This window comes from Streptomyces diversicolor, assembly GCF_057537855.1.
Window position 1 is genome coordinate 1 of the sequence record NZ_BAAJXA010000087.1, and the last position, 12,107, is coordinate 12,107.

The window sequence follows — 12,107 nt, forward strand, 5'->3', positions numbered from 1 at the left end:
CGGCCGCTCCGATGAGGAGCTGGACGCGCTCATGCCGGACGCCCTGGCCGCCGCCGCCGAACTCGTCGCGGAAGGCAAGCAGATCTCCGCTGCGGGCCTCGCGAAGAAGCTCCAGATCCGCCGCGAGGACGCGCTGAAGCTCCGTGACCGCGTCATCGCCGAACGCAAGCTGCACGTCGCCTGACCCACCACCGATCACGCGGGGCCCGTGCCCACGCCTGCCAGCAACCGGCCGGGCCCCGCACCTCACCAGGAGGCACGCACAGCATGACCGAGCACCTCACCGAAGAGCCCACCGCCCGCCCCGAGGGCGGGACCGTCAGCTACCTGCCCCACGCCTGGGACTGGTCCAAGACCGACGTCCCCGCCGGCGGGGCCGCGTCCGTTGCCGACGACGTCCCCGCGGTCGACCCGGCCGCCGACACCGTCGTCCTCGACTCCGCGCGCCGCGTCCTGGCCGACGCCACCCCGGCCGCCCCCGCGGCCGCGGTTGAGAAGGTCGTGGACCTCGACGCGTTCGACGACGCGCCGCTCATCCCGGCCTGGATGAAGTCGCCCGAGGGATGGGCCGCGTTCGCCGGTGTCACCTACCGTGCCCGCCGCCGGGCCGCCCGCCGCTGGGTCCGCCGGCAGAAGACCGCCCAGGGCCACGTGGCCCAGTTCGGTCGGGGGACCCGGCGCATGCACGAGTGGGTCGTCGGCTTCGAGGGCGTCCGCGTGCAGAGCGCCGCCCACGCCGCCCACACCGCCACCCGGCAGGCCCGCGCCGCCGCCCGCACCGCCCGCTACACCCCGGCCCTGATGGGCTCGAAGAAGGAACTCGCCCTCAAGGCGTCGGAGAAGGCGACCAAGATTGCCGAGGAGGCGGTGCTCCTGCACAAGAAGGCGCGCAAGGACCGCAACCGCGCCCGCAACCTGCGCGCAGGTGTCGTCTACGGCCCGCCGCTGGCCGCGATCGGCGGCGGCTACGTGATGACCGGCTGGCTCGGCGCGGCGGCCGGCGCCCTGGCCACGTTCGCGGGCGGCGCGTTCGCCGGACGCAAGCCCTACACCGATGACGCCGACTGGTCCACGGACTGGCGCTCCCTCGGCGACGGCGACGTGATGACCGCGCCGATGCTCGACCAGTGCTTCCGCGCGGCGAAGGTCATCGGCAGCGAGGAGACGCTGCGCGTGGTGCAGATGCCGATGCTGGACACCCGAGGCGCCTGGTCGGCGGTGGTCGACCTGCCCCCCGGCGTCCCGGCCAAGCGGGCAGTCCGCGCGACCGACGAACTGGCCGCCGCGTTCGGCGTCGAAGAAGCCCAGGTCTCCGTCACCAAGCGGGGCCGCTCCGGACGGGTGGAGCTGTACGTCTCGCGGGAGCTCCCGTTCACGGAGAAGGCGTCCGCCGGGCCGCTGCTCGCGCTGGAAGCCGCCGCGAACTTCTGGGGTCCGATCGCGATCGGCCCGGACGTCCGCGGACTGGCCATCTCCATCAGCGTGGTGGAGCGCTCCGGGCTGATCGGCGGCGAGCCGGGCGCGGGCAAGTCTGCGTCAGGCAACGTCATTCTGCTGGCGGCGGCCCTGGACCCGCGGGTGATTCTCGTGCTGGCAGACGGCAAGGGCGGCGGCGACCTGGAACCGTTCGAGCACCTCTGCGAGTGCTTCGAGGGCGACGCCGACCCGGAGGCGTTCCACGAGCTGCTCCTGGACCAGGTCGCCGACATGAAGCGCCGCTACGCGCTGCTGAAGAAGCTCGGCAAGCGCAAGGTCACTGAGGACCTGGCGAACCGTCACCCGGAGCTGCGGCAGAAGCTCATCTGGGTGGATGAGCTGATGTTCTACACGACCGACGACGAGTACGGGAAGAAGATCACCAAGCTGCTGCGGAACCTCGTCAGCCGTGGTCGCGCGGCCGGGATCATCACCTTCTGCGCCACCCAGAAGCCCGGCTCCGACGTGGTCGACACCAGCCTGCGGGACCTGCTGTCCATCCGCTGGGCGCTGCGCTGCACCACACCCGAGGCGTCCGACACGATCCTGGGCAAGGGCGCCGCCGCGTCCGGCTACTCCGCGAAGACCATCCAGGCCGAGATGCGAGGCGCCGGCCTTCTGTGGGCCGAGGGCCAGAACCCCGTGATGGTCCGCGCCGACTACTACGACGACGACCAGGTCAACGAGCTGCTGGAGAGGGCGACCGACCACCGGCGCAAGGCCGGGACCCTGCCCCGCGCCCCGCTCTCGCTGGCCGACCAGCTCCGGGAGAAGGGCGGCGACGACGCCGTGGTCCTGGCCGCTCTGGTCGACGTGTTCGCCGCCTGGGAGCAGGACGCGAAGGACAAGGCCCGCGCCGCGGGCAAGCCCGACGCCGACGTCGACGCGCTCACCGTCGACTGGCTGCCCGGCTCCGTCCTGCTGGAGGAATTGCGGTCGGCCGGCCACGACGCCGTGACCGCCGAACGGCTCGGCGCCCTGGTGGTGCGGACCGAGGCAGACAAGACCAAGAGGGCCTGGGAGGGCAGCCGCGTGGCGGGCTACCCGCTGGCCCGGATCACGGCCACGATCGCCGACCGATTCGGGCTTACCGCCTGATACCCACCCGGACAACCCCCGGACCCCTGCCCGGATATGCCCCGCTTTGAGTGGGTGCCGGGCGGAGTCCGACCCGGACCGCGGACCCGACTCCTGGACACTCCGCGTCCGGGTCCGGCCCCCAGTCGTCCGGGAACCCCACCTCGCTGACCTGCGACAACGCGCGGCCGTCCGCGCCCTGTCCGGGATCACGTACTAGACCGAACCAGTACATAGCGACCCTCTGAGGAGTCGGCATCATGACCGTCGCCACCACCCCCGAAGCGCCCGATCTGGAGCTGTCCGCCGACCTCCTGGTCGCCGAGATCGAGCACTACCTCGCCGCCCGGGTCCGCACCACCGCCCACCCCCTCGTCACCAAGACGACGGCCGAACTGATCTCCGAGGCGCTCGGCACCCCGGCCGCCGCCACGGCGCCGGCGCCCGCGTTCACCGAACCCCCGCGGCTGCTGCGGCTCCTGCCGGACTGGGTGCTCTCTGTCCCCCTCGTGCGCCAGCTCCATGGCGGCTACGGCCGCACCGTCACCCCGGCCGAACACCTGGAACTGACCGCCCTCGTGATCGAGCGGTACGGCTGGACCCAGGGCACCTACCGCAGCCGTACCGGACGCCGCTGCATCCTCGGAGCCCAGGCCGTCCTCTACCGCCTCGGCTACGGCGACGACCACACCGTGACGGCCGCCGCCGGTCACCTCCAGGGCGTCCTCGCCGCCCGCGGCATCAGCCAGCCCTACCACCAGTGGAACGACGCCCCCGACCGCACCCGCGACCAGGTCCTCGCCCTCATCCGCGACGCAGCCCAGGGGGCCCGCCGATGAGCACGCACGTTGTCGTCTCCCACGGTGCCGACTTCTTCGGCCATGACCAGTACGACCTCAAGGCACTCCAGCAGGTCGCCGACTACGCCCAGGGCGTCGCCTCGTACAACGACCGGCGCCCGCTCATGCAGCTGCTGAAGCGCGCGGGCGAGGGCGAGCAGGAAGTCCCTGCCGACCAGGCCGTGGTGATGGCGGGTCTGCTTCACCGCATCGCCCGCAGCCGCTACACCCGCCCCAAGGTCGCCGCCTGGGCGATGCGCCTCGGAGACGCCGCCGCCCGCGCTGGCGCCGACGGCGACCCCTGGACCTGGACCCCAACCACCACTGCCTGAACCGCAGAAGCCCTGCCGTGCATGCGGCGGGGCTTCTTTCGGCCCGTCAAGTCACACCAGCCCCAAGGGCCGTCAGGCGCGGCGGGGGGAACGCCCGCCACACGAAGTGGCAGGATCACCCCCAGCAAAGCGAAACGGCCCGGGGGCCTAATCCCGAGCCGTTTCTGACGTCCACCCGGCTAGCGACCAAGGGACTCGTCTGTGCCCAGCGTAAGGGACGCTTCGGCGTCTGCAACACCCACCACCTCGCGTGCCGCCACGCGGGAGGGTGGTCCTCGCTGTCTCTGCGGGGCTCCGATCACCCACACGCCCGGCAAACGCCCGCGCGTGTACTGCTCGAACGCCTGCAGGCAGCGCGCGAAGCGCATGATCGCCAAGATCGAACGGGAAGCCGCCGACGGCGCGTCCGCGACCCAAAACGTGTCGCGCCTTGGGAAAGAAACAACAGAGTTTCCCGCACCCCTCCGACCTGCGGAAACGTCGGCGGGGGCAAAAAGGGACGCGGCGGGTTCGCCGACGTCCCGCGAGGACGCCGCCCGGGCCCGGAAGCACGAGCGGTACGCACGCCGACGGACGCTGTGGCGGATCACCGGCGACGGGGCGTGCAAGGGCTGCGGACGGGCCCTGATGGACCCCGCGTCCGGCGTGATCGTCGCGCAGACCGCCGCCGGGACCTCCGTGGTCCTCGGGCTGATGCGGTGCGGCAGGATCTGGCTCTGCCCGGTCTGCGCCGCGACGATCCGCCACAAGCGGGCCGAGGAGATCACCACCGCCGTGGTGGAGTGGGTCCGCCGGGGCGGCACCGCCTACCTCGTGACGTTCACCGCCCGGCACGGCCACACCGACCGCCTGGCTGACCTCATGGACGCCCTCCAGGGCACCAGGAGGGGCCCAGACACCCCGAGGCGGCCCGGGGCCTACCAGAGGCTCATCACGGGCGGCACGTGGGCCGGGAGACGGTCTTCGGACGGGGACCGGCACCGTGACCGCGAGGGCATCCGGGACCGCATCGGGTACGTCGGGATGATCCGCGCGACCGAGGTGACCGTCGGTCAGGCCAACGGCTGGCACCCGCACATCCACGCGATCGTGTTCGTCGGCGGCCGGACCGAGGGCGAACGCGGGGAGAAGCGGGTGGTCGACGTCTTCGAGCCGACCGAGAACGCGCTCGCCGAATGGCAGGGACAGTGGCGGTCGGTGTGGACCGGCGCCCTGCGCAAGGTCAACCCGGATTTCACGCCCGACCAGAAGCACGGCGTCGACTTCAAGCGGCTGGAGACCGAGCGCGACGCCAACGACCTCGCCGAGTACATCGCCAAGACCCAGGACGGCAAGGCGCCGGCACTCGAACTCGCCCGCGCCGACCTGAAGACCGCCGGACACGGCAACGTCGCGCCGTTCGAACTGCTCGGCCGGATCGGCGACCTCACCGGCGGCGTCCCCGAGGACGACGCGGCCGGTCAGGGCCCGCTGGAGTGGAACCTCGCCCGCTGGCACGAGTACGAGCGCGCGACCAAGGGCCGCCGCGCGATCGAGTGGACCCGCTACCTGCGCCAGATCCTCGGCATCGAGGGCGGCGACACCGAAGACGACGACCTCGACCTGCTCCTGGCGGCCGACGCCGAGGGCGGCGAGCTGCGCGCCGGCGTCGCGGTCACCGAGGGCGGGTGGTCCGCGGTCGCCCGCCGCGCCCTCGACCTCGCTGCGACGGAGGCCGCCGAGGGCACCGACGGCAACACCGACCCGGCCGCCATGGGCGAGCGCGTCCGCGAGGTCCTGGTGCTCGCCGACGTCGCCGACACGGTCGTCGTGCTCACCTCTGCCGAAGTCGCCGAGGCGTACAGCACGATGCTCGAATCCCTCGCCCTCAGACGCGAGGAAGCAGCTGCACGACGCCGCCGCGAGAACGACGACCAGGACCACGAAGACGACCCCGCCGCGGCCCGCGACCGCGCCCGCCGGCACCTCGCCCGCCGGACCGTCCCCGGTCCCCGACCGACCGCGTAACTGACCCCAGTAAGCACTAACTCGCTCACACCACATGAGGAGGGCTCATGACCGCACTGCGAATCTTCGAGTCGACAGACGACGGGTACTCGTACTTCTTCCGGCTCGATGCGATCGAGGACGGCCCAGAGGGGCGCGTCTATGTCGGTGTCACCCGCAGCGGCGGCATCGCCAAGGGCACCGACACTCCCGTGAGGATCACTGAGGAGAACTGGCGTCGGGAAGGCTGGCGAACCCTCCGGCCGGGCAAGCACGTCCCCGGCTGGGACTAGCAGCCGGACGGTCTACCGACCCCAGAACGCCCCGCCTGCCGAACGGCCGGCGGGGCGTTCGGCCGTCCCCGGCCGGGCCGTTACTGATATCAGTGACCCACAACTTGCTGCCGCCATCTGCCCGGCGTCGGCCGCCACCAGGAGCACGGCGAGCCGAGCAAGTTATCCGTTTGGAGACTCCAGCAGCCCCGACCGAGGGCGGTCCGGGGGGAATCTCCAGGGCGCCCTACAAGGCGCCTCATGCGGTGCCGGGCGCGGACCTTGGTCAAGGGGGCCGACCTGCGCGGTCGATGCCGTACGGCGACGCCGAACCGCGCCGATTACTTCCCCACAGGACCCTCTTCCGGCGCCGCGGTGACGCCCGGCCCGAGGTTCCGCCGGCCTTTCCGGTCGACGACGTCGCGGTGCTCGACTTCCCCCAGGAGTGCCCCCGGCTCGACTCGTTCGGCGGCCAACAGCCGCGGGCCCGGGTCGGTGGTCGGCGTGCTCCTGGTGGCGCTCGGTCCGGTGCCGAGTCGACGTCGTGGGGTGCTCATGACGGGAGTCTGCCGGGCCTCGCCCGAGGACCCCGAACCGAGTTGCAAGAGATGTCCCGCGCTCGTGCGGTCGTGAATGCAAGAGCTTTGACGCGCAGCGCGGTTCTTACGCGTACGCGTACGCGCGCCATGGGATGACGAATGCAAGGGTGTGGGAGCCCGTGATGATGACGATGACGACGGCCGGTCGGTTGTGATGCAAGGTGCGGGCGATCTGTTCGAGGACCGGTCCGGGGCGCAAAAGTGCTAGAGGTGCGCCGTCGGCTTCGTGCTCCTGGCGGTCGTCGGCGTACGTCATCTCGGAGACGTACAGCGGGGGTCGGTGACGTACGCGACGGCGGCGGCCGGGGACGACGGAGCCCCGCCGGGCCGGTTGGCCGGGCGGGGCTCGGTGGTGCGGGGTCAGGCAGCGAGGCAGCGGCCGGCGGCCGCGACGAGTTCGTCGGTCTTGGCGATGGCGTGCTCGCGGCGGGCCGCCTCGACCTCGGCACGGCGGGCGGCCCGCTGGCTGTAGTGCTGGAGAGCGCCGGTCAGGAGCGACCCGGCGAGGGTGCCCAGCACGGCGACGATGGCGGTGAACATCAGCGGCTCTCCTGCCGGGCGGTCTCGTCGTCACCCAGCTCGCAGAGCACGAGCGCGGCGGCGTGCTGGTCGGCGCTGAGGCCGAAGGGCTTGATGCCGTCCTCCTGGTTCCGGACCCACATGCGGTGCTGGCCGTCGGCGTACGCCCGCAGCAACTCGCGCGCCCGGCCCGGGTCGACGTCCAATGCGGCGGCCACCTGAGCCCAGGTCGCCCCCAGCGTCAGGGCCTCGTGCACGCGGTTGCCGGTCCCGTACTCGACCTCGCGGCGGATGGACTCCCGCAGCGCGAGGACGGCCAGGGCGTCGTCGGCGGTGCCGCGCTCGACCTCGTGCGGAAAGTCGGCGGGCAGCAGGTTGTTGAACAGCCGCTGCGCGTGCTCGGTCTCCTTCGCGGCCAGCCAGGACAGCGGTGTCGCGGGCGGCACATCGCCGGGTCGGCGGATCTCCAGCGCCTTCCACTGGTCGTGTTGCTCGGTCATCGCGCGTCCTCCTTCGGCTTCGCCCACGACCGCGCCGTGTTCGGCGCGACGGCCGTCAGCTCGTTGATCCGGCGGTAGGGGACTTCCATCCGGACCGCCTCGGCGATCAGCGGACGCAAGTCCCGGTCGATCTCTTCGAGCTGGGCCAGGAGGCGGATCCGCTTCTGTCCCAGCGGTGTGATCGCCTTCTCCGCTTGGGCCCGCAGTTGGGCCGGTGTCTTCTGCGTCATGCGTTCAGACTGACACACTCAGTCAGACTAAACAAGTGGTTCAATCTGAACGAGTGAATCAGGTTGCGCGTCACCTTCGGCGTGCCCTACGTGCCGCGCCACAAGACCCGCCGCGTACTGTCTGGCCCCATGAGTGATCAGCCGACCGACTCCAGCGGGGAGCGCCTGTGCGCCTGGTGCGGCAAGGGCCCGGTGCCGCCGAGCCGGGGCACCAAGCCGCGGGCCTACTGCTCCCGCTCCTGCGTCCAACGCGCCTACGAGGGCCGCAAGCTCTCCGACCGTCTGGTCCGGGCGTACATGAAGGGCCGGGCCGAAGAAGCCGAAGCACGGGACGGAAGAAAGTCACGTGACGATGCCGAAACGACCCGAGGAAAGTCACGTGACGATGCTTCAGCAAAGTCACGTGACTTTCCGAAATCGCAGGTCACACCCCCTGCGAAGCGGCCCGCAGATCCGGTACCCCCGCCACCGCAGCGCACGTCGCTGCCCCTCCCACCGCCCCCTGGCAGCGGGAAGCGCCGGCACTCCCTGCTGCCGCCGCCCCCCGGCACCGCCCGCCCCGAACAGCTCCCCCTCGACGGCGAGTAGCCGGACCGCCGGCCACGACGAGCCCGCGCTGAGCGGAGCGCCCCCACGGCGCCCGGCCACATCGCGGCAGCAGCCAGCTCCCCACCAGCCCGAGACGGGGCGTCAGGTCGCCTCACGCAGCCCAGCGCCGCGACGGCGGGGGAACGGCGCCCAGCCCCGACTCCGGACCGCCAGACGGCCGCTCAGCGCCACGGATCCCCCTCCCCTCCCCGCCGCCCGTGCCGACGCGCACAACAGCGAGAGCCGCAGTCGGCAGGGCAGGCGCGCGTAAACCCCGGCGAGTAGCCGCCCCACGACGTGCGAAAGCCCGCCTCGGCTGAGGCGGGCGGGCAGTGGAGGCGTGTCACCAGGGACGGAGAATGTCCTCGTTAAGGAGCAGGTCGGACGGGCGTTGTCCCAGCCAACCGCTCTTGCGGTGTGCTGGCGCCTCCGTCCGCACGTGGGTGAAGCCCAGCTTCTCGTAGTAGGTCTGGAGTTCGGTGTTCGTCCGCCAGCAGTCGAGCCGGACCCAGGGGCGGGCCTCAAGGGAGGCAACTCGGCATGCCCAGTCGAGTGCGAGGCTGCCCAGGCCACACCCGGCTACGGCGCGGCTGGTCATCAGCTTGTACAGGTAGAACGCCGTTTCTGGCCTGTCGTCCTCATGCCAGAAGTCCCTGTCGGCAGGCCCGCGGCTGACCGTTCCAACAGTCATGCCGTCCTCGGTGGTCAGGACCCAGGTGCGGCCGTCGTCGATTGCCTCGCGCCACTTGGAGATCGCACGACTTCCGGTCTCGGGGTCGGACCACTGATCTGTACCCCTGAGCGCCAGCCATGCCTCGGCCTCGGTGCGTAGCTGCATCAGGTCGCGGACGTCGCTCGGGCTGGCAGGGCGGATGCGGTATCCCACGTGGTGCTCACACTTCCAGTTCGTAGACCAGGACGTGCCGGTCTCCGGGCGCGATGGTCACCATGGCACGGACTGGGCCGAGTTCTCCAAAGCCGATGCGTACATGCTGGGCAACGGGGGTCCCAGGGGGAAGGCCCAGCCGCGCGGACTCTTCAGGGCTCGGCATGCGCACGGTGATCTCATCGCGAACGTGCAGCTGCGGGTGCCCGATCGCCTTGAGGATGCCGCCCGGCATCGCGACGTCGCCTTCTTCGGTCAACGGAGTGCCGGCCGCGATGGACGCTGGGAAGTAGCTGGTGGAGAGCTGGAAGGGTCGGCCGTCAACGGTGCGCATCCGCTCTCGGATCACCACGTCTGTACCGGGCTCGACGCGCAGCCATCCGGAGACTTCCTTGGATGCCGGAGCGGTGAGCACCTGAACGTGCTGAGCGGGTTCTCTGCCCGCCTCCTTGATGGCAGTCGACCAGTCGTCCATCGCTGCGGAGTCTCGGCGCTTGCCCCGCTCGAACCGGGTGAGGTTCCAGGTGATGGGGCGGTCTGACCGAACGCGCCGACGCCCGCCCCGCTCCCCGACGACGAGGCCCTCGGCCTTGAGCAAGTCGATACCCGAGCTGACCGTCTTCATGGTCACGCCGTAGAGCTCCGAGAGCTCCCGGGTCGTGGGGAGCGCTTCTCCAGGTCCCAGGCTGCCGTCCCGGATCTGGTCCCGGATGTCGTCTGCGATGGATCGGGCCGTAACCCGACTGTCGGCTGTCTGCGTCATGCCGCGCACCTTACCCGCAATCAGGCGACTTTGGTACTCAAGTCGAAGACCCTCGGGGCAAGTCAACTCGCCTTGAGTACACAACTCTTGACGACTAGCCACCTAAGTCGTGTAGCGTTCTGCGTGTCGGCAGAGTTTAGTACCAAAGTCGGCACAGCTTGGCATGCAAGAACCCCCGACGCTGGCACGCCGGGGGCTCCGTTTGGGCCGTTCCATGAAGGGAGCACGACCCGTGAACGACGTTACCGCTGCACAGAGCCCCGCGAACGACTTCGCCGAGGTCTTCGCCGCCTACTCCGGACGTGTCACTGGCTTCATCGCCAGCCGTCTGGACCGGCGCGACTGGCACCTGGCTGAGGACCTGGCGCAGGAGACGTTCCTGAGGCTGTACCGCAGCTACACCCTGCAGGGGCGCGAGTTGGACGACCGCGTGTGGGGCCTGCTGGCCACCATCGCCCGCCAGGTCATCTCGCACCACTTCCGCAAGTTCTCCGCGAGCGAGACCCCCGTCGACACGACCGACTGGTTCGAGGCCCGGCGCCTCCCGGTCGACCACTCCGCCGAGGCATACGCGATCGCCGACCTGACCGTCCGCGCGATGCTGGCCGACTCCCCGGCCCCGCTGGGGGTCGCCGCGTGAACCGCATGCCGTTACGCCTCACGGACGAAGAGCGCGACGAACTGAGCCGCAAGGTCGCGGACGCCAACAAGCGCAGCGAGCAGGGCCGCGGGGGTGGTCAGCGATGAGGACCTCCCTCGTGCACCTCGTGCTGTTCGTCCTGGCGGTGCTGGAGATCCTCGCGGGCCTGGTCGCCGGATCGGCGGCCCTGGCCAGCCTCATGACCGAGGGCCTTGCCCGCACGGTGTCCGCCGGCGCTCGGGGCTTCTCCCGGTGGGCCGGTGTCGACCCGATGTCCCTGCGGCTGCGCGCCGACCTTGCCGCCGCTCTGTCCACGAACGCCACTGCGACCGAGGGAGGTTCGCGATGAGCTACCGCGAGGAACGCCGGGCCGACCAGGCCGCCGCCGCCGAGCAGGCCCGCGAGGACCGGCGCCTGATGCTGGACGCGCAGCTGCGGGCGAAGGAGATCGACGCTCAGCAGAAGCGCGAGGACGCGGCGGCGAAGCGCGAGCAGGAGCGCAAGGACGCCGAGGCCAAGCGCCGCCAGGAGCAGGCCGACCAGAAGATCCGCGACGCGAAGAAGGCGGCCCGCGCTGCCGCGAGGGCGGCGAAGCGGGCGAAGCTGCGCCGCTGGCTGAAGACGAACCCGGCGACGCTGTTCGTGGCGTTCGTGATGGTGGCCTCGATCGTTCCCGCCCTGGTCTCCCAGGTCGGTGCGCTCACCGGAGCCAGCGTCAACGGCGCGATGGCCGCGCTGCTGGCCGCGATGCTCGAAGGCGGCGCCTGGGCGATCACCTTCATGGGCAAGCAGGCCGAAGACGCCGGCCGCGAGCCCCGCAAGTACCGGATCGCCACCTGGATGACCGCCTGCGCCGCCGCCGCAGTGAACTTCTGGCACGGCCTTGAGCAGTACGCCGCTCACCCGTGGGTGGCGTTCGTCCTCGGTGGTTCCAGCCTGTTCGCGATCTACATCTGGGACCTGAAGACCCACGGCAGCCACGGCAAGACCCGGGCGCAGAAGCGCGAGGAGAAGGCCCGCAAGGACCACCTGGCCGCCCGCCGCAAGCACCACAAGGAGATCGCCGAGCAGGCCGACCGGCTCAAGTCCGCGATGCCGTACGGCGCCCTGGACGACGAGACGGCGTTCGCCGCCGCATGGCGCATCACCACCGGCGCCGAGCCCGCGATGTCGGCCGAGCTGTACGCACAGGCGACCAACGCCACGGTTCAGCTCGGGGCCGCGTTCGAGCTTGGCGAGCACGTTCGCCCGGAGCTGTTGGAGACCGGCCTCAAGGCCGCTCAGTTCAACCCCTTCCGGGAGATCGCCCCGAGCGCCAAAACCCAAGCGGGAATTGGGCTGTACGGCTCCGAGAGCCCCTCCGAGACGGGGTCGGAGAAGACGTCCGGGACGGCCGTCCC

General features: G+C 71.1%; 15 protein-coding genes and 1 pseudogene. 9 read left to right on the top strand and 7 right to left on the bottom strand.

Annotated features, from left to right (window positions below):
* The 6 genes and pseudogenes from AC27LF_RS44735 to AC27LF_RS44760 all read left to right on the top strand — a co-directional run.
* Positions 1–184 (top strand): annotated as a pseudogene (locus AC27LF_RS44735) (DUF2637 domain-containing protein); the annotation flags it as partial.
* 83 nt (positions 185–267) lie between these two features.
* The gene (locus AC27LF_RS44740) at positions 268–2,574 is read left to right on the top strand and encodes an FtsK/SpoIIIE domain-containing protein (RefSeq protein WP_479665043.1); all 2,307 of its coding nucleotides are present in this window, start codon (positions 268–270) and stop codon (positions 2,572–2,574) included.
* 239 nt (positions 2,575–2,813) lie between these two features.
* Positions 2,814–3,392: a DUF6197 family protein gene (locus tag AC27LF_RS44745; protein ID WP_479665044.1), complete on the top strand. Its 579-nt coding sequence runs from the start codon at positions 2,814–2,816 to the stop codon at positions 3,390–3,392.
* Positions 3,389–3,724, top strand: a complete 336-nt coding sequence (locus AC27LF_RS44750; RefSeq protein ID WP_479665045.1) for a DUF7739 domain-containing protein — start codon at positions 3,389–3,391, stop codon at positions 3,722–3,724. Before AC27LF_RS44745 ends, AC27LF_RS44750 begins: the two co-directional genes overlap by 4 nt.
* Positions 3,725–4,351: 627 nt before the next feature.
* Positions 4,352–5,731 carry a rep family protein gene (locus AC27LF_RS44755; protein ID WP_479665046.1) on the top strand — a complete coding sequence of 460 codons (1,380 nt, stop codon included), beginning with the start codon at positions 4,352–4,354 and terminating at the stop codon, positions 5,729–5,731.
* A 47-nt stretch (positions 5,732–5,778) separates the two neighbouring features.
* Positions 5,779–6,003: a hypothetical protein gene (locus AC27LF_RS44760; RefSeq protein WP_479665047.1), complete on the top strand. Its 225-nt coding sequence runs from the start codon at positions 5,779–5,781 to the stop codon at positions 6,001–6,003.
* A gap of 320 nt (positions 6,004–6,323) precedes the next feature.
* Here AC27LF_RS44760 and AC27LF_RS44765 read toward each other — a convergent pair whose 3' ends face one another.
* From AC27LF_RS44765 to AC27LF_RS44795, 7 genes are all read right to left on the bottom strand, one after another.
* Positions 6,324–6,539 (bottom strand): hypothetical protein, encoded by a 216-nt coding sequence (locus AC27LF_RS44765; protein WP_479665048.1) that lies wholly within the window; start codon positions 6,537–6,539, stop codon positions 6,324–6,326.
* Positions 6,540–6,645: 106 nt separating this feature from the next.
* Positions 6,646–6,837 (bottom strand): hypothetical protein, encoded by a 192-nt coding sequence (locus AC27LF_RS44770; RefSeq protein ID WP_479665049.1) that lies wholly within the window; start codon positions 6,835–6,837, stop codon positions 6,646–6,648.
* Between the two features lie 104 nt (positions 6,838–6,941).
* Positions 6,942–7,121, bottom strand: a complete 180-nt coding sequence (locus AC27LF_RS44775) for a hypothetical protein (protein WP_479665050.1) — start codon at positions 7,119–7,121, stop codon at positions 6,942–6,944.
* Positions 7,121–7,600, bottom strand: coding sequence for a hypothetical protein (locus AC27LF_RS44780; protein WP_479665051.1), 480 nt, complete (start codon positions 7,598–7,600; stop codon positions 7,121–7,123). Before AC27LF_RS44780 ends, AC27LF_RS44775 begins: the two co-directional genes overlap by 1 nt.
* On the bottom strand, positions 7,597–7,830 hold the full coding sequence (locus tag AC27LF_RS44785; RefSeq protein ID WP_479665052.1) for a hypothetical protein: 234 nt from the start codon (positions 7,828–7,830) through the stop codon (positions 7,597–7,599). Before AC27LF_RS44785 ends, AC27LF_RS44780 begins: the two co-directional genes overlap by 4 nt.
* Positions 7,831–8,761: 931 nt before the next feature.
* A complete protein-coding gene (locus AC27LF_RS44790; protein ID WP_487227874.1) occupies positions 8,762–9,304 on the bottom strand; it encodes a GNAT family N-acetyltransferase in 543 nt (180 codons plus the stop codon).
* A 7-nt stretch (positions 9,305–9,311) separates the two neighbouring features.
* On the bottom strand, positions 9,312–10,067 hold the full coding sequence (locus AC27LF_RS44795; protein WP_479665039.1) for a GntR family transcriptional regulator: 756 nt from the start codon (positions 10,065–10,067) through the stop codon (positions 9,312–9,314).
* Between the two features lie 232 nt (positions 10,068–10,299).
* Between AC27LF_RS44795 and AC27LF_RS44800 the strand changes: the two genes are divergently transcribed.
* From AC27LF_RS44800 to AC27LF_RS44810, 3 genes are all read left to right on the top strand, one after another.
* Entirely contained in the window at positions 10,300–10,707 is a 408-nt protein-coding gene (locus AC27LF_RS44800) for an RNA polymerase sigma factor (protein WP_479665040.1), read from the top strand.
* Positions 10,708–10,810: 103 nt separating this feature from the next.
* Positions 10,811–11,056 (top strand): hypothetical protein, encoded by a 246-nt coding sequence (locus AC27LF_RS44805; RefSeq protein WP_479665041.1) that lies wholly within the window; start codon positions 10,811–10,813, stop codon positions 11,054–11,056.
* Positions 11,053–12,107, top strand: a 1,055-nt coding sequence (locus AC27LF_RS44810; RefSeq protein WP_487231303.1) for a DUF2637 domain-containing protein, incomplete at its 3' end; no start/stop codon positions are given. The genes AC27LF_RS44805 and AC27LF_RS44810, both read left to right, overlap by 4 nt.